Here is a 16,865-nt window from a genome sequence, read left to right as displayed (position 1 = left end):
TATTATTTTAGTTTTATATTAGTTTTGAAATCTTGTATTCTTTTTGTTATCATAGGGCTAAGTCTTAATAAAGTATGGGTATTTTTGTAAAAATATATTTGATTATTTTTATAAGCATTGGTGTGCTTAATAAAAGGATTTAATTTTATTAAGTCATTGATATTATTTGCGCTAATACCTAGTATTATTATATCTGGATTATTTTTTAAAATAAATTCATTGGAAACTATGGGTCTTTTAATATTTGTATCTAATTCTAAATTTTTTATACCTAAAATTTCAAAAATATCATAAATAATACTATCTTTAGCAAAAGCCATTAAAGGATTGCTAGAATATAAGAAAATCCCTCGCTTATCAGTTTTGTTTTCTTTTAAATTTTCCAAATCTTTTTCATAGTTTTGTATTAATTCTTCGCCTTCTTTTTCTTTATCTACAATTTTTGAAAGTATCTTTATGTTTTCTTTTATATCATTGAGATTTTGCGCTTTTAAATACAAAGATTTAATTTTCAATTTATCTAAATTTTCTTTTAAACCTAAAGAATAAAAACTTAATATAACTAAACTAGGTTTTAACAAAACTATCTTTTCTAAAGAAGGATTGGAAAAAGTTCCAACACTATTTAATTTAGAAGTTTTCTCTTGCGGATATATGTTAGAATGCTTTAATGAGGCTATAGCTTTGATTTGATCTTGAGCACCTAACATATAAATAATTTCAACCGCAGCAGGATCTAAAACAATCAATCTTTCTTTAGAATACAAAAAATTTAAACAAATAAACATTAAAAATAAAATTTTTTTCATTATTTTTCCTTTGATATCAAAATGTATTTTTTATTGTTTTGATTTATAATTTCACAATTTATATTATAAATATCCCTTATCACTTCTTTGTTTAAAAGCTCATTTGCAAATCCTTGATACTTAATCATTCCATTCTTTAGAAAAATCAATTTATTGCAAAATAAAGAGGCTAAATTTATATCATGTAAAATCGCTACTACTGCTATATTTTGATCTTTTATTAATGTTTCACACAAAGATAAAATTTCCATAGAAGCACTGATATCTAAAGCACTAGTTGGTTCGTCTAAAAATAAAATCTTTGGCTTTTTTAACAAAGCTCTAGCTAACAAAACTTTTTGAAATTCTCCTCCACTTAAACTTAAAATATCTCTTTGTAAAAATTGATCAATTTTCAAAGAACTTGCTAGAGTATAAATATCATCATAATCTTTTTTAGAATAATTAGAAAAAAAATATTTTAAATTAGCATACTTCCCCATAAGCAAAACATCAATCACTTTTAAGGATACATTTATACTTGAATGTTGAGGTAAAAATCCTATGTGTTTAGAATATTCCTTAATAGGGTATTGTTTTAAATCTAAACCTAAAAATTCTATTTTTCCTTTATAAGGATGTAAAATTTTAAGCATATTTTTCATCAAAGTGCTTTTGCCAGATCCATTAGTGCCCAAAATACCTAAAAAATCACCATTATGTATGCATAAATTTATATCTTTTAAACAATCACTGTTTTTATATTTAAAACCTAAATCTTGAATTTTAAACATCAATGTTCTCTTAATTTTAAAGCCAAATATAAAAATAATGGAGCACCAAAAAAAGAAGTGACAACTCCTATTGGAATTTCTACAGGATTTAATAAATTTTTAGAAAAATAATCACTCATTAATAAAAATAAACCACCAAATAAAGTACAAAATGGTAAAATGATATTATTATCATGAGTTTTTAAAATCAACCTTGATATATGGGGTATTATAAGACCCACAAATCCGATAATACCGCTAAAAGATATAGCATAAGATATAATTAAAGACGATACTATTAATAAATTTCTTTTCAATTTAGCACAATCAACACCCAAACTTAAAGCTTGTTCATCATCATTGCTAAGTAAAATATTTAGTTCATTTTTATGTATAAAAAAATAAACAAAAGCTGCAAAACAAGGTAATGCTAATATTAGAATTTTATCCCAAGAAGCAAGTCCTAAATACCCCATAAACCAAGAAGTGATTTTAAAAGAATCCTCTCCCATATAATAAATAAAAAAAGAAGAGAATGCTCCCAAAAAAGAAGAGAAAGAAATTCCTATAATAAGCAAAATTGCCATAGATTTATTTTTTGATATTTTAAAAATTAAAAAAGAAAAAACACTTGATATTAAAAAAGCAAAAATTCCATAATAATAATCACTCATTTGCAAAACAAAAGCCAATATAGCTCCAAAAGAAGCAGCTTGGGCTATACCTATAATATAAGGATCAGCTATTGGATTGGCAAATACATTTTGAGTTATTAAGCCCGACATTGATAGTATCATACCTATTAATATAGCCATAATAAATCTTGGCAATTTTATTTCAAAAAATACAATATCTATATCATTAAAATCAAAATATAGAAAATAGAAAATAATATATAAAAAGATTAAAAATAAAAATATAAGCACATTTTTAGAAAACATATTTAAAATCCACATAATAATTTCTTCCATTTCTTATTAAATATTTATCTACTTTTACATTTTAATATGCATAGTATTTTTTTCCAAAAAACCTCTTACTATTTATTTTTTAGCTATTACGATAAAAAAGTAAAAGTTGATAAATCTACTACATTTAGGAAAATTATCTTTAAGTAAAATAGAAAAATAATCTTTTTTTTAAAATCTTTAGTTTTAATTATCACACTACCACCTCTTGTTTTCAATGCCATATAAATACAAATCCATCACCTAGTATAACTTCCATGTTTTCTATATTGTTCAAGTCTAAAAATTTAAATTTGTCACACCATAAGTCACTTTTAGTATATTAATATTTTTCCTGATAACTATAATTTTAATACCTATGTTTACTTTTTTGCCTTGATCTTTTATGTCTATATTTTTACTTAATCCAAAATCAACAAAATTAACACTACCAATTTTACTTAAGGCATCTTCTAAATTTTAATTATTGTCATCATTTGTATTGTGATTATCTAATATATAAAGATAATCCTTTCTACAATGCTATTTTCTAAAATATTATTGACTTCTTTAGCGTGCAAAGTCAATATTAAAAAATAACAATAAATATTTTTTTCATAATAATAATCTTTATCAATAAAATAAAAATTAGAATATTAATACTATTTTTATTAATATACACTTAACTAATTATTGACACAAAAAATATATAGAAAATTAAGTATTTTTTAATATGATAACATATATCATTTTCAAAATAAATTACAACAAAAGGAAAGATATGGATTTTTCAACAATTATTGAACACATGAACGATCACCATAAAGAAGATCTAAAATCTTTATGTAAAAAATTTGCAAATGAAAGTCAAGTGGATGAAGTAAGCTTAGAAAGTGTTGATTTTGAGGGCTTAAATATATCATATGATGATAAAAATTTAAAAGTAAAATTTCCTCAAAAAGCAGATGAAAACACTATAAAAGATATGATTATAAAATTATGCACAGATGCTAAAGAGAAAAAAGATTTATCTCATATAAATAAAGAAATTCAAGCTTTTATAGATGAATTTAATTCAGTTTGTATGGCTACTTTAAGCAAGGATAATGAAGTAATGTGTTCTTATGCGCCATTTATAAAAAGCCAATATGGATTTTTTATATACATAAGTGAAGCTTCTGAACATTTTCTAAATATAAAAAATAATCCTAAAAATATAGAAATTATGTTTTTAGAAGATGAAAGCAAAGCAGCTTCTTGTATATTAAGAAAAAGATTAAGATATAAATGCGAAATAGAATTCACTCAAAGAAATGAAAAATTTGATCAAATATATGATGAATTTGAAAATCAAACTGGCGAAGATCATGGAATCAAAATGATAAGAAATATGCAAGATTTTCATCTTATAAAACTCAATTTCAAAGAAGGAAGATTTGTCAAAGGTTTTGGACAAGCATATGATCTAAAAGATGGTTGCATCAGTCAAGCAAAAGGCCAAAGTCCGCATAATTATCATAAAAAATAAACAATTTATAAGCCAAATTATCATATAAATTTTTGTATATTTTTTCTTAAAGGATGAGTTGTGCTTTCTCAATTAAAAATATCTTTTAAGTTTTATACAATACTTTTTTCAACTTTATTGATAATTGGCATATTAACTAACATTGCCAATGGCTCTATTTTAAGTCTTTTTAGTGCATTTTGTGCTGTGCTATATGTATTTTTTGCCGGTGCTGGTAAGATGATTTGTTTTATTTTTGGAATTTTATATTCTATGTCTTATATATACATAGCTTATGAGCTGAAATTATATGGTGATGTTATGTTAAATCTTTTTTATTTACCCATAAACATTTATGGAATTTACAACTGGAAAAATAATCAAAATAAAGAAAAAACTAAAATCATAATAACAAAATTAAAAAATAATCAAAGACTAATATATGCTCTTATAACAATCGTATCGACTATAATTTATGCTTATATTTTAAAAAATATGAATGCTAATTTTGTCTATTTAAATTCTTTTGCTGTTATAGGACAATTAATAGCCTTTTATATGCAAGTTAAAAGATATATGGAAAGTTATTTTTTAGTAACTTTAGCAAATATAAGTTCTTTAATAATTTGGTTTTTGATTTTTGAACAAAGCAAAGAAAGCATAGCCCAACTTTTAAATACTTTAGTATTTTTTATTATAGGAATTTATTATTTTTTTATATGGAAAAAACAAGCACAATGAAAGCTTATATAATAGCAAATGGAAAATTTCCTACAAAAAAATCTATCATCAACGAACTAAAAAAAGCAAATTTTATAGCAGTTTGCGATGGGGCTATTAAGTATCTTGATAAATTAAAAATAATGCCAAATTTAATAATAGGCGATTTAGATAGCATAAGCAAAGAATTAAAAGAAAAATATAAAGACAGACTAATACACATAAAAGAACAAATGAGTAATGATTTATCAAAAGCTTTTTATCATTGTTTAAATTTAGGTTTTGATGAGTTTATATTTTTAGCAAGCACTGGAAAAAGAGAAGATCATACCTTAGCTAATATTTCTTTAATGATAAAATACAGCAAAGATTGCAAAAATTTAACCATAAAAAGTGATTATGGAGAATTTAAATTTTATGAAACTCCTTGCAAAATACAAAGTTATAAAGGCGAACAAATATCCATATTTTGTTTTGATAAAAATATAAAATTTAATTCTAAGAATTTAAAATATCCGTTAAAAAATATGACTTTGCCATTTTTAGCAAGTGCAACTTTAAATGAAGCTAAGACAGATGCTTTTTATTTAAGCTCAAACAAAAAAGCGAAAGTGCTAATTTACAAAGCCTACTAGAATACTAATTACAATAAAAAATCAATTAAATATTAAATTATTAATTATAAATAAATATAATACCAAATATTTTTACAACAAAGGATTTATATGGATTTTATAACTCAACTTTTTCTTGCTGCCATAGTAGGTGGTTTATGTGGATTAGTTTTACACTTTTGGAAAAAAAGTAAAGAAAAAAATAATAAAAAATAATTTTAGTGTTTTAAGTTTATCTTAAAACACACTTCTGTTAATTAAGTTTAGAAATTTGCTCTTTAATTTTTAACACCATTTCTTTTTTAATTTCAAATTCATTTTTTAAATTTTGTATATATATTTTTTTATCTTGGGTGAGCTTTTCATAAACTTGCATATAATTTTTATAAATTTTTAAAATCACAGGTTTGTTTAAAAGTAAATCTTCAAATTCATGCACATTTAATTCTACCAATACTCTTTGATAAATTTCACTTGCTTTTGGATGATACAAACTAAATTCAGCACTATCAAGCTCATAAAATTCTTTGCTTGCATTCATCTTAGTGCTAAAAAACCCTAATGCAAGCTTAGTTGCACTTTCATAATTGGCTAATGCTTTTAAATTTAATTTTTCCAAAAACAAATCAAGTTCTAATTCACTCTCAAATAATAATTCTTTAAAATCTTTTATAAAAATTTCTTCAGCTGCACTAGCAAAACTTCTAAAATAAGCAAATTCGTCATCACTTTGCAAAGATTCTTCTTTTTGCAAATTGGAAAATTGAGCTTTAAAAAGTAAAATTTGTTCTTGTAAATTCGAAAAAGATACTAAAAATCCTTTTTTAAACTCGCTAAATTCCAAAGCAATTTCATTTTTCATTTTTTTAAATTCTTTATTCATCGTATCACTATTATAAAACATCGCTAAAAATGCATCATCGCTAGATAAATACGGAGCTTTATAATTAACCTTTTCATATAAATTTTTCTTAAACAAACCTTGTGCTTTTTTATAATAACTACTATCTTTTTCTTTGATAAATTTCAAAATCTCTTTTGCGATTTTATCGCTAACTATTTTTAATTTTTCAAGGCAAGTGTGATTTAAGATATTAATTTGTTCTTCTAAATTCTTATTTTTTGCAAAAGAATCAAATTTAGCATTTAAATTTTCTAAATTTTTTATAAAAAAATCATATTGATCGAGTAATACAAAACATAATTTTTCAAGCTTTTCTTTGATAAATTCTTTTTTTATATACTCAAAATCAAGCTCTTGTAAATACTGATAAAGCAAAGGCACATTAGACTTTTGCAAATCTTCTTTAGCTTCTTTACAAGAAATAGCAATAAGCTTTGTAAAATACTTATCAAACACTAAATGAGCATGTTGTAAAACATTTTCTAATTCATTTTCGCTCAGCTTGTCTTTTTGATTTAAAACACAAATTCCACCACGCTTTAAAAGCAAAGCATTTGCCTTTATAGCCTCTTCTTCGCTTTTTTTACCAGCATTATCAATCAAACTTAACCATATAGCACTATGCATAAAAGAAAGTTCTTTAAAGGTAGTAAGCGTATCAATATCGTTTGCATTTAAACCAGGAGTGTCTATAAGGGTAATATTTTTTAAAAGCTCAATAGGAGCAAAAAGATGTAAACTTTTAGTTGGTTTGATCTCATTTCTTTGATCACTAAATTTACAAAGCTCTTCTATATCAACGATCTCATCACTTCCATCTTCATATTCAACTCTTAAAAAATAATTTTTTGCATATCGTAAGAATGTAGGTTTAAAAGTCACAGGCACCACACCAGTTGGTAAGCATTCTTTTTGTAAAATTAAATTTAAAAGTGTGGATTTTCCACTTGAAAATTGACCTATGATTGCTATATTAATAGGTCTTTTATAGCTAAAAATAATCTCATCAATTTCTTTTAAAAATTCTAAATTCAAACGCAAACTAGGTTCGCAAAAACTAGTTTTTATAGCTAGCAATCGCCCTTGGAAATTCTCATCAAATTTTTGACAATATAAATTCTCATAAGCTTTTATAAAATCAAAAATTAAATTATTTTGCATTTAAAAGTTCCATTTTTAAATTTTGCAATTGCTCTAGTGTTTTTTGATTTTGATTTAAAAGTTCTTTTGATTTTTGCTCATTATTTTCTACACTTAAAATAAGCTCTTTTAAATCTTTAAATTTTAGCTCTTGTTCTTTTTCATATTGGGCTAGTTTTGTTTTTAAAAGTATAATAAATTCTTGATTATTTTTGATGTTTTGGGCTAAATTTTGTATATTTAACTCATTTAATTTATCTAAAATTTGTTGCTCTAAATGCAATTTATATATATCATTTGTTTGATGAATACTTTCAATCAAACTAGCTTTTAAATTAAATAATATATCATTATTAAAGATATTATCAATTTTTTCTTGGACTAAATTTTTAAAATCGCTATGATTTGATTTTAATATATCATTTAAAAAGTCATATTTTAAACTTAAATTATTTTTAATTTCATCTAATTTTAATTGACTTTCATATTTTAATTCTCTTAAAAGATCAAAAATTCCATCTTTTAAAGTCGTTTCTATAATGGTATTTAAACGAGATATATCGTTTTTCTTTTTATTGTTTTGATTATATTTTAACTCATCGATGATTTTTTCTTGTAATTTTTTAGCAAGCAAACGCAAAAGAGTGCTAGTTTCATCTTTACCATCATCTTTTAAAGTAAAAATGTGTTCTAATTCTTCTTTAACCTGCTCTAATTTATTTTGCAAATTTTTAAATTCATCAATAAGTTTTTGATTTTCTTCACCTAACTCATAATTTTTAAAATTTAACATTTTATTTTCTGTGTCAATTTTTTGTATAAGCAAGTTAGTAATAAGCAATAATTCTTTTTTATAAGCTTGCATAGCAATGGTATTTTTTTCATATAAACTTTTATGGATTAAATTCTCTAAAGACAAGATATTGCTTTTTTCTAAATTTCCTTCATTTTTTTGATAAAAATCATTAGCAAATTTAGAAGAAATACAAATACATTCTATATTTAGAATCAAATTTACATCTAAATTTTTTGCTTTTAAAGATTCTTTGAGTTTATTTTTAGTGTAAGCAACCACTTCTTGCAAGTCTTTTTCACTTAACAAATCAGCCTTAGTAAGCACTATTAGAAGCTTACTTACTCTTGAAGTTAGCAAACATTCTATAATAAAATCACAATCTTTTTGACTTAAACTTTGAGAAGCATTCATAAGGTGGATTAAAAAATCAGCTTTTTGGATGTATTCTTTTGTTAAAAGTTCTCTTTGAATGATTATATCATCAAGACCTGGGGTATCAACTATACAAACATTATCTTTTAAAAAATCAAGTAAAGAATAAATTTCAATCTGCTTGATTAATGCTGAAATTTTATTTTTTGCACTAGTATATTCTTTTAATAAATCAAAATCAACTTCTATGATTTTATTTTCTTCTTTGATATACTCATCAAGATTAAAATCATGCTTTAACTCTTTGAGTAAATTTAGCATATCTTCTTTATTAGTAGAGCTTTTTAAAATATTTTGCCATTCTTGTTGATTCCAAAAATAAATTTTAGCTTTTTGATTTTGTCCGTATTTTAAAATGGTTAAATTTGCTGTTTCAGGGACATTAGACACTCCTAAAAAGTTCTTTTTTAAAAGTGCATTAAGCATACTAGATTTTCCAGCATTCACCACGCCTGTGACTGCTATGGAAAAATCCACTTGTGCAAATTTGAGTAAAGATTCTTGCAAGGTTTTTTTAGTATTTTCATCTTTGCATAAATTTTGTAAATTTTGATTAATTAAGTCTAAATTTTGATGTGCATTAAAAATTTCTTTTTTATAGTCTTTTTTTACACTGTCCATACCTAAGATAAAAACATACATTAAAGAATTATCTGTAATTTTTTGCAAATTTTCTAAAAATTTTAAAACTTCATTTTTATCAATCATTGCAAGTTTTAAAGCATTAATAAAACAAACTTGAGCGTATTGTATATTATAAAGATCTAAACGCAAATTTAAATCTTTAATAATTTTTTTAAATTCTTTTAAAGCGCTAAATCTTTCATAATTATTCAAATTTGTACTTAAAATAATTGCAGCTTTTTGAGTATCTATAACATTTTGTTCAAACATACAATTAGTATTAAGAAAAACACTATAATTTTGCCAAATTTGCTTGAGTAATGTTTTAATAGCCCCTTTTTCTTGGGGGCTAGGATTATTTGTTTCTTTGAGCGACAAGCTGTCTTCTCATATAAGCTATTTTACTTTGTAAAGGTAGCTCTTTAGGGCAATTGTCTTCACATGCAAGCAAAGACATACAACCAAATACTCCATCATCATCGCCAACTAGCTCATAAAAATCTTCTATCGTCCTATGATCATGTGGATCTTGTAGATATCTAGCTGTTCTTAAAAGTCCAGTAGCCGCTATAAAATTAGGTCTCATTAGTTTGGTAGCACAAGAAGCAACACAAATTCCACATTCTATACAACGATCAAGCTCAAAAGTTTCATCAGCAACTTCAGGTTCTATACGCTCTTCAAGTTTAGAAATATCAGTTTCTTTTTCATTATGTACCCAACTTTCAACGCGCTTGCACATACTATCAAACCACTCACCTGTATTTACACTTAAATCTTTTATGTGTCTAAATGCTGGCATTGGCATAAGCTCTATAACACCATCTTCATAGTCTTTTGTTAAAGTTTTACAAGCTAATTTTGGCTTACCATTGATCATCATAGCGCAGCTTCCACAAATTCCTGCCCTACAAACAAAGTCAAAACTCAAATCCGCATCCATTTTTTCTCTAATTTGAGTTAAACACACAAAAATAGTCATAAATGGAGTTTCTTCAAGCTCGTAAGTAACAAAATGAGGTTTAGAGATTTTACTCAATGGATTGTATTTAAATGCTCTTATTGTTAATTTTCTACTCATAATCAACTCCTATTCTTTGATTTGGTGCTTTAAATTTAGCTTGTAATTCATAAGGCATTAACGCATGTTGAATTTCATATCTTCCTTTGCCTTCAGCTTCCATTTTTTCACGAATTGCATCTACTTCAGCTTGGCGTTTTTCACTTAATGGATTTTCTATGATATTTCCTTTTGCACCATATCCTCTAAATGCAGGTGGAATTTCCATTTTCATAATATCAAGATCTTCATACTCAACTCTTGGCATACTCTCCCCTTCTACCCAGTAAGTATTAGTTCTTTTCATCCAATTTAAATCATCTCTCTTTGGATAATCTTCTCTATAATGAGCTCCCCTACTTTCTGTCCTAAGTAAAGCACCATAAGCAACACATAGAGCAATCTTAAGCATTCTTGGTACTCTATAAGCTTCTTCTAGTTCAGGATTAGCACATTTTAGCTCTTTATCATGTACTTTTAAATCTAATGATTTATGATATAACTCTTCAAGCTCTTTAACAGCTTCTTCAAGTCCTTTACCCGTTCTAAAAATAGCAACTTTTTCCCACATAATGTCTTTCATTCTATTTTTAATTTCAAACACATCATATTTACCCTCTTTGCTTACAAGGGATTTTAAGTAATCATATTCTTTAGCAAGGAAAGATTTAACAATATTAGTATCAATTTCTGAGCCATTGTCTTTGCAATATTGTGCAAAATAATCACCAACAATCATACCTGCAACAACAGTTTCAGAACATGAATTTCCACCTAAACGATTAAAACCATGCATATCCCAGCAAGCTGCTTCGCCACATGCAAAAAGACCATTTAGCCATTGACTCTCGCCAGTTGGTTTGGTTCTAATTCCGCCCATTGAATAGTGCTGCATTGGTAAAACAGGAGCCCAGCCTTTTGGACCTTCATCAGCTGGATCTATACCATTAAAAGTTTTACAAATATCTTGAACATCTCTTAAATTTTTTTCAACATGAGCACGACCTAAAATTGAAATATCAAGCCATAAATGATCACCATATGGACTTTTTACACCCTTTCCTTTTCTAATATGCTCCATCATTCTACGACTTACAACATCTCTACTTGCAAGTTCTTTTTTTTCAGGTTCATAATCAGGCATAAAACGATATCCATCAACATCTCTTAAGATACCACCATCACCTCTACAACCTTCGGTTAATAAAATTCCACTAGGAACTATAGGAGTTGGGTGAAACTGAACTGCTTCCATATTTGATAATCTACAAAGTCCAGTTTCTAAAGCAATGGCTGCCCCAGTTCCTTCACAAATCACAGCATTCGTAGTTTGTTTATAAATTCTTCCATAACCACCCGTTGCTATCATAGTTCCTCTAGCAACATAAGCGATTAATTCTCCATTAGTTAAATCTCTAGCAATAGCACCTAAGCATTTTTTACCATCTTGGATAATTCTAACTGCTTCCATTCTATCGATAATTTTTACTTGATGTTTAATTGCTTCATTTGCAACACCATAAAGCATACAGTGTCCTGTTGCATCAGCGATATAACAAGTTCTCCATTTTTTAGTGCCACCAAAATCTCTTGCATTTATAAGACCATGTGCTTCTTCTTTTTCTTCAATAGTAGTTTTTTGAGCATTTATAACAACAGTTCTAGGTCCTTTTGTGACTCTAGTCCAAGGAACCCCCCAAGCAGCAAGCTCACGCACAGCTTTTGGAGCAGTTTGAGCAAACATTCTAGCTACTTCTTGATCACAGCCCCAATCAGATCCTTTAACAGTATCAGCAAAATGCACATCTTCATTGTCACCTTCACCTTTTACACTATTTCCTAGACTTGCTTGCATACCACCTTGCACAGCAGCCGAGTGAGATCTTTTAACAGGACAAATACTTAAAAGTGTTACACTTTGACCACTTTTTGCAACTTCAATTGCTGCTCTAAGCCCAGCAAGACCTCCACCAATAACCAACGCATCACTATATTGTATATTCATATTTAGCTCCATCATAAGTTTTTGCTATTTGTGCTACAGAATTATTTTGATAATTTTTTAAACCTATTTTTGCAAAAGCAGCTAAGCTTAATAATCCTAAAATCAAGAAGAAAATACTTATAAACCATTTTGCTTTTTTCAGTTTTTTACGACTTTCTTTCGCATCTTTTCCTTCAAACCAACCCCATTTTACACATAATCTATAAAGGCCAATGCTTCCATGTAGCTCAACACAGATTAATAAAGCAAGATAAAACAACCACATAAAATGACTCACAACTCTCTCACCTGACATATCAGCACTGATTTTATCCGCATTTGTAATCACAAATATCAAATGAGCCGAACCCAAGAAAAACATTACAAAACCAGTAAAAGCTTGAACCCACCATAAAGAAGAATCGCCATGGTTCATATATTTTAAATGTGTTCTGCAAAGTTGATATTGTCTAAAATTGATAGGAAATTTTCTCATTGCAAGACCTGCATGCACAAAGAAAATTACTAAAACACAGGTAGCTAAAAACGAAGTGATATAACTCATCATAGGGCTATCAATAATAAATTTTAGTTCTAAAAAATGAACAACTGAATTAAAAAAATCATCACTAACTAAAATGGTAGAAACGAAAAACATATGTGCCCACATAAATAATCCTAAGATTAAACCTGTTGCACTTTGAATATAATCAAGTTTTGCTGGTATTTTACTTTTTTTACCATCAACACTTTTGCCTAAAAAACCCTCAATGAGTTGACTCATGTTTGCTCCTTTGAAAAGTTAATAAATTTAACATCAAGTCATTATAAAACTTTTTTTCTTAAAAAAATTAAAAATTAAAAATTTTTTTTAATATTTCTTAAATAAAAAGATAAAAATAGTCCAAATACAAACATTATAATGCTTAATATCTGACCCATGCTAAGTCCTATAAATACATACCCTAAACCAAAATCAGGCTCTCTAAATGCTTCGCAAATAAATCTAGCTAAAGCATAAAGCATAGTATAATAAATGATTAATTGGCCATCATATTTTTTAAATTTTCTAGCAACAACTAAAATTCCAAAAATTACAAAACCTTCCAAAAATGCTTCATAAAGTTGTGAAGGATGGCGCAATACTCCATCCACATAAATACCCCAAGACACATCTGTAACTCTTCCAAATAATTCTTGATTTAAAAAATTTCCTATCCTGCCAAAAACATATCCCAAAGGAACACTAATGGCCACTAAATCAAGATATTTCCACATATTTTGTTTATATTTTTGACAAAAAACATAAGTTGCAATTAAAAATCCCACTACAGCACCATGATAACTCATACCTCTAATACCTACAAATTCACCATTGTAAAAAGGATTAAAAATTTGCCAAGGATTTGCTAAATACCATAAAGTATTTGCATCATAAATTAAAATATACCCTAATCTTGCTCCTAAAATCACTCCGATTTCAACCCATATAAAATAACTATCAAGCATGGAATTTGAAATTCCCATCTTGTCTTTTTTTGCAAAATACTTTGCTATTAACAATGCGACTAATAAAGCTAAAACATACATTATGCCATACCAATGAACTTTTAAACCAAAAAGCTCAAAAGCAACTACATCAAAATTTGCATAAATATTTTGCCAATACTCCATAATACACCTTTATATAAAAGTCATAATATATCAAAAAATTGTTATAATTATAAAAATTAATTTTTAAGGTTTATGTATGAAAAAAATATTAATGTTTTTAATAACAATACTATCTTTCATAGCTTGTGCTGATAATCAAAAAACTTATCATATTTCTATGCCTAGTTTTAAAACCCAAATTCAAGAGCATAATACTACAACTAATGTCGATGGGCCAAAAGTAAAAATTTTAGAAGCTCAAATTTCAAAAAATACTTTTTACAGTTCTTATTTTGAGCAATCAACTCTTAATCAAAGAATAGATAAAAGCTTACAACTACTAAAAGATCAACTCATAAAAGATGTAAAAACTATCTTAGAAAACAAAGGTTATCAAATAGCCCAAGATGATGCTGATTATACTTTTATGATGATTATAAACGCAAGTTTATATGAAGATAAGGTTTTAAGAAATTCAAGTCTTGGCGGAGAAAATGTCGAATCTTCTTTTATGCTGATACTTGAAGCACAAAATACCCTAGCAAGTTTAGATGGAAATACTACTTCTATTAGTAGTTCTACTAAATTTGATGATGCTATTACAATCAATTATCCAATCAAATCTCAAGCAGGTTTTGATACTTTTAGACAAGTTTATAGTACTGTTCCTACTCAAATCAATGAAAATACTTCAGCTAGTGTTTTAGAAGTAGATAATTTATTTATCAAATTTTATAAAGAAATGAGTGCAAATTTGCAAACTTCTATCCCAAAATATGAAAAAATTACCACAGAAATAAAAACACAAGGTTTAATTGAAGAAGACACTAACACGACAAAAGAATCAAATCCTTATCAAAATAATGAAGTGATTATTTTTCAATAGCTTTAGCATAAAATACATTTGCGTTAAATTTTAACTCAATGTATTTTTCTTTAGATTTAAATTCAACCGGAGAATCAATCTCTATCAAATTTTTGTATTTTTCCAAATCATTTAAAAAAGAAAAAAAAGCTTGAGGGCTTTTAATTTTAGCACTAATAATGAATTTATACTTTAAATAATCTTTCGGTTTAGAAATTGGGACTGACACAAACTGTACTTCTTCAAAATAATTTTGCATAAATTTTAAAAAATCTTTGGTAGAAAATTCAGAATTTATCTGAGCTAAACGAATTTGGTTGGTATTTTGAAAACTTGCAATAATTTTTTCTAAACTCTCAAGCTCGTTGGATGCTTTTGTATTTTGAATTTCTTGTCTAGCAAGTTTTGAATGAGTGAGCTTGTAATCTTTTAAAAAAGGAACAATTAAAAACAAAATTAATACCGCACAAACAACAATAAAAGAAAAAGAAAAAATCAAAATTTTTAATATATCTACCTCTTCAAGACTTCTATCTTTTTTATTCATAATTATCCCCAGATGTATTAATGCTTACAAATCTATACCAACCATTTTCAAGTGGATAATAACTCGTTTTAGAAATCGTAAAAATACTTTTCAATGGGGCTTCTAATAACAAAGAAAACATCTCTTTAGTTGGGGTTATACCTCGCAAAGTTAAAGAATCATCCTTTATAATAACCTCATCTAAAGAGATATCTTTTGGAACCAAAGTAAATAAATTTCTCACACTTTTTAATAAGGTTAAATTTTTTCCATCTTCATCATCATCGCCTACAACAGCCACAGCTTGAAAATTTTGCTTTTGAAGCTCGGCAAATTTCAATTTATTGTTTTCAATTTGAGATAAAATTTGAGTAAGTTCTTCTTGTTTATTATTAAGTTGTATAAAAGCATATGAACTTTTAAAAATAACTATCATAAAAACCATCAAAATCAAAGAAACGCTAATTAGTGTAAAATAAATCCAAATTCTAGTAAAAAGATTAAATACAGGTTTTGCCTTAGGCTCTATCAAACTATATTTCATAATTTTAGATCCCTTACTACAAGTTCATTCATGATATCAAGAGTATCAATTAACTCTACTTCTGGTCTTATAAAAAGCTCATTTTCTAAATAATCTAGCGATGTATTACTGAACTCTTCTTCATCAAAAATCACTATTTTTTCCAAAAAACTATTATTATACAAAGGATCGCTATAAAATTCTTTTACACTATCAATGATAAATTCTATCATTTTCATATTGGTGCTGAAATTTTTTAAATCTTCTATAGGTGTTTGTTCTGTTTGATCTTCTAAAGATTCTATTTTATCAAAATCTTCACCCATTTCTTCTAAACTTTTTAATTCATAATTTTCTTCAGTATTTTCAATATCTTCTTCATTTTTTTCACTTTCTAGTTCTTGGGTCAATTCTAAAGGCTCTTCTTCATCTTGCATATCTTCAAAAACTTCTTCTTCATTATAATCTTGACTAGCTATATCAAAATAACTACCAAAATATATTTCTTTATTTTTACAAATTAACATTGCTACAAAATCATGGTATCTATACACATATAAACCTACCTTATCATCAAAACCCTTTTTTTCTATACAATGATATAGCAAAAAAAACGGGGAATACAATAAATCAAGCCCACCAAAATCTTCAAAATCTTGCTGGTAAAATTCCAAAGAAGAATTTGCTACATATACTAAAGTATTATTTAATGATAAGCATTTTACCGTATTTACATCAACTCCAAATTTATGAAGATCTTTATAATTAGAACTTGGAGCTACACCTTGAGCTATAGAAGTAAAAAAAGTATTGATATAAAAAATTTGAAAATCTTTACTTAAATTTTTAACATATTCAACAGCTCTAGTTTTATCTTCAAAAGTTTTTTCAAAAGTATCAACAGCTTTAGAATTTTTCCAAGTATGACATCTAATGGTGTATTGTTTTTTATCATAACATATGCATACTAAAAGTTGTAAAATGTATTTTCTAAGAAAAGATAGCATAA

At 26.5% G+C, this 16,865-nt stretch carries 16 protein-coding genes; 4 read left to right on the top strand and 12 right to left on the bottom strand.

Annotated elements, in window-relative coordinates; translation table 11 throughout:
* Window positions 1–2: 2 nt before the first annotated feature.
* Genes FPD38_RS03470 through FPD38_RS03460 form a run of 3 tightly spaced genes read right to left on the bottom strand, consistent with a single transcriptional unit; the run spans window position 3 to window position 2,517 of the window.
* On the bottom strand, window positions 3–809 hold the full coding sequence (locus tag FPD38_RS03470) for an ABC transporter substrate-binding protein (protein ID WP_147555398.1): 807 nt from the start codon (window positions 807–809) through the stop codon (window positions 3–5).
* Window positions 809–1,582 (bottom strand): ABC transporter ATP-binding protein, encoded by a 774-nt coding sequence (locus tag FPD38_RS03465; RefSeq protein ID WP_147555397.1) that lies wholly within the window; start codon window positions 1,580–1,582, stop codon window positions 809–811. Before FPD38_RS03465 ends, FPD38_RS03470 begins: the two co-directional genes overlap by 1 nt.
* On the bottom strand, window positions 1,582–2,517 hold the full coding sequence (locus FPD38_RS03460; protein ID WP_147555503.1) for a FecCD family ABC transporter permease: 936 nt from the start codon (window positions 2,515–2,517) through the stop codon (window positions 1,582–1,584). Before FPD38_RS03460 ends, FPD38_RS03465 begins: the two co-directional genes overlap by 1 nt.
* A 772-nt stretch (window positions 2,518–3,289) precedes the next feature.
* Here FPD38_RS03460 and FPD38_RS03455 point away from each other — a divergent pair.
* From FPD38_RS03455 to FPD38_RS03445, 3 genes are read left to right on the top strand one after another with little or no spacing between them, the layout of a single operon-like run.
* Complete coding sequence (locus FPD38_RS03455) at window positions 3,290–4,036, top strand: HugZ family heme oxygenase (RefSeq protein WP_147555396.1); 747 nt, start codon at window positions 3,290–3,292, stop codon at window positions 4,034–4,036.
* Window positions 4,037–4,096: 60 nt separating this feature from the next.
* Window positions 4,097–4,756 (top strand): nicotinamide riboside transporter PnuC, encoded by a 660-nt coding sequence (gene pnuC / locus FPD38_RS03450; RefSeq protein WP_147555395.1) that lies wholly within the window; start codon window positions 4,097–4,099, stop codon window positions 4,754–4,756.
* Window positions 4,753–5,370 carry a thiamine diphosphokinase gene (locus FPD38_RS03445; protein ID WP_147555394.1) on the top strand — a complete coding sequence of 206 codons (618 nt, stop codon included), beginning with the start codon at window positions 4,753–4,755 and terminating at the stop codon, window positions 5,368–5,370. The genes pnuC and FPD38_RS03445 overlap by 4 nt, the downstream gene beginning before the upstream one ends.
* Before the next feature lie 232 nt (window positions 5,371–5,602).
* Here the strand turns inward: FPD38_RS03445 and FPD38_RS03440 are convergent, their stop codons facing one another.
* The 6 genes from FPD38_RS03440 to lgt form a co-directional block, all read right to left on the bottom strand.
* Complete coding sequence (locus tag FPD38_RS03440; protein WP_147555393.1) at window positions 5,603–7,414, bottom strand: dynamin family protein; 1,812 nt, start codon at window positions 7,412–7,414, stop codon at window positions 5,603–5,605.
* Window positions 7,404–9,623: a dynamin family protein gene (locus FPD38_RS03435; RefSeq protein WP_147555392.1), complete on the bottom strand. Its 2,220-nt coding sequence runs from the start codon at window positions 9,621–9,623 to the stop codon at window positions 7,404–7,406. Before FPD38_RS03435 ends, FPD38_RS03440 begins: the two co-directional genes overlap by 11 nt.
* On the bottom strand, window positions 9,601–10,326 hold the full coding sequence (locus FPD38_RS03430) for a fumarate reductase iron-sulfur subunit (RefSeq protein ID WP_147555391.1): 726 nt from the start codon (window positions 10,324–10,326) through the stop codon (window positions 9,601–9,603). The genes FPD38_RS03435 and FPD38_RS03430 overlap by 23 nt, the downstream gene beginning before the upstream one ends.
* Window positions 10,319–12,310, bottom strand: coding sequence for a fumarate reductase flavoprotein subunit (locus FPD38_RS03425; protein ID WP_147555390.1), 1,992 nt, complete (start codon window positions 12,308–12,310; stop codon window positions 10,319–10,321). The genes FPD38_RS03430 and FPD38_RS03425 overlap by 8 nt, the downstream gene beginning before the upstream one ends.
* Entirely contained in the window at window positions 12,294–13,073 is a 780-nt protein-coding gene (locus FPD38_RS03420; RefSeq protein ID WP_147555389.1) for a fumarate reductase cytochrome b subunit, read from the bottom strand. Before FPD38_RS03420 ends, FPD38_RS03425 begins: the two co-directional genes overlap by 17 nt.
* 74 nt (window positions 13,074–13,147) lie before the next feature.
* Window positions 13,148–13,963 carry a prolipoprotein diacylglyceryl transferase gene (gene lgt / locus FPD38_RS03415; protein ID WP_147555388.1) on the bottom strand — a complete coding sequence of 272 codons (816 nt, stop codon included), beginning with the start codon at window positions 13,961–13,963 and terminating at the stop codon, window positions 13,148–13,150.
* A gap of 76 nt (window positions 13,964–14,039) precedes the next feature.
* On the opposite strand from lgt, the gene FPD38_RS03410 reads away from it, so the two are divergent.
* Window positions 14,040–14,828 carry a hypothetical protein gene (locus FPD38_RS03410; RefSeq protein WP_147555387.1) on the top strand — a complete coding sequence of 263 codons (789 nt, stop codon included), beginning with the start codon at window positions 14,040–14,042 and terminating at the stop codon, window positions 14,826–14,828.
* Here the strand turns inward: FPD38_RS03410 and FPD38_RS03405 are convergent.
* The 3 genes from FPD38_RS03405 to FPD38_RS03395 are packed head-to-tail and all read right to left on the bottom strand — an operon-like array spanning window position 14,815 to window position 16,863.
* Window positions 14,815–15,354 (bottom strand): hypothetical protein, encoded by a 540-nt coding sequence (locus tag FPD38_RS03405; RefSeq protein ID WP_147555386.1) that lies wholly within the window; start codon window positions 15,352–15,354, stop codon window positions 14,815–14,817. The genes FPD38_RS03410 and FPD38_RS03405 overlap by 14 nt on opposite strands.
* Window positions 15,347–15,877: a hypothetical protein gene (locus FPD38_RS03400; protein WP_147555385.1), complete on the bottom strand. Its 531-nt coding sequence runs from the start codon at window positions 15,875–15,877 to the stop codon at window positions 15,347–15,349. The genes FPD38_RS03405 and FPD38_RS03400 overlap by 8 nt, the downstream gene beginning before the upstream one ends.
* The gene (locus FPD38_RS03395; protein WP_147555384.1) at window positions 15,874–16,863 is read right to left on the bottom strand and encodes a DUF8341 domain-containing protein; all 990 of its coding nucleotides are present in this window, start codon (window positions 16,861–16,863) and stop codon (window positions 15,874–15,876) included. Before FPD38_RS03395 ends, FPD38_RS03400 begins: the two co-directional genes overlap by 4 nt.
* Between the last annotated feature and the right edge of the window lie 2 nt (window positions 16,864–16,865).

Origin of the sequence: Campylobacter volucris (assembly GCF_008011665.1) — a bacterium.
GTDB lineage: Bacteria > Campylobacterota > Campylobacteria > Campylobacterales > Campylobacteraceae > Campylobacter_D > Campylobacter_D volucris_A.
This window is presented reverse-complemented; position numbering and strand designations above follow the sequence as displayed.

Bases quoted from the DNA above. Each gene is read 5' to 3' on its own strand.
- FPD38_RS03470 (WP_147555398.1), bottom strand. From the start codon at position 809: ATGAAAAAAATTTTATTTTTAATGTTTATTTGTTTAAATTTTTTGTAT.
- FPD38_RS03465 (WP_147555397.1), bottom strand. From the start codon at position 1,582: ATGTTTAAAATTCAAGATTTAGGTTTTAAATATAAAAACAGTGATTGT.
- FPD38_RS03460 (WP_147555503.1), bottom strand. From the start codon at position 2,517: ATGTGGATTTTAAATATGTTTTCTAAAAATGTGCTTATATTTTTATTT.
- FPD38_RS03455 (WP_147555396.1), top strand. From the start codon at position 3,290: ATGGATTTTTCAACAATTATTGAACACATGAACGATCACCATAAAGAA.
- FPD38_RS03445 (WP_147555394.1), top strand. From the start codon at position 4,753: ATGAAAGCTTATATAATAGCAAATGGAAAATTTCCTACAAAAAAATCT.
- FPD38_RS03440 (WP_147555393.1), bottom strand. From the start codon at position 7,414: ATGCAAAATAATTTAATTTTTGATTTTATAAAAGCTTATGAGAATTTA.
- FPD38_RS03430 (WP_147555391.1), bottom strand. From the start codon at position 10,326: ATGAGTAGAAAATTAACAATAAGAGCATTTAAATACAATCCATTGAGT.
- FPD38_RS03425 (WP_147555390.1), bottom strand. From the start codon at position 12,310: ATGAATATACAATATAGTGATGCGTTGGTTATTGGTGGAGGTCTTGCT.
- FPD38_RS03420 (WP_147555389.1), bottom strand. From the start codon at position 13,073: ATGAGTCAACTCATTGAGGGTTTTTTAGGCAAAAGTGTTGATGGTAAA.
- lgt (WP_147555388.1), bottom strand. From the start codon at position 13,963: ATGGAGTATTGGCAAAATATTTATGCAAATTTTGATGTAGTTGCTTTT.
- FPD38_RS03410 (WP_147555387.1), top strand. From the start codon at position 14,040: ATGAAAAAAATATTAATGTTTTTAATAACAATACTATCTTTCATAGCT.
- FPD38_RS03405 (WP_147555386.1), bottom strand. From the start codon at position 15,354: ATGAATAAAAAAGATAGAAGTCTTGAAGAGGTAGATATATTAAAAATT.
- FPD38_RS03400 (WP_147555385.1), bottom strand. From the start codon at position 15,877: ATGAAATATAGTTTGATAGAGCCTAAGGCAAAACCTGTATTTAATCTT.
- FPD38_RS03395 (WP_147555384.1), bottom strand. From the start codon at position 16,863: ATGCTATCTTTTCTTAGAAAATACATTTTACAACTTTTAGTATGCATA.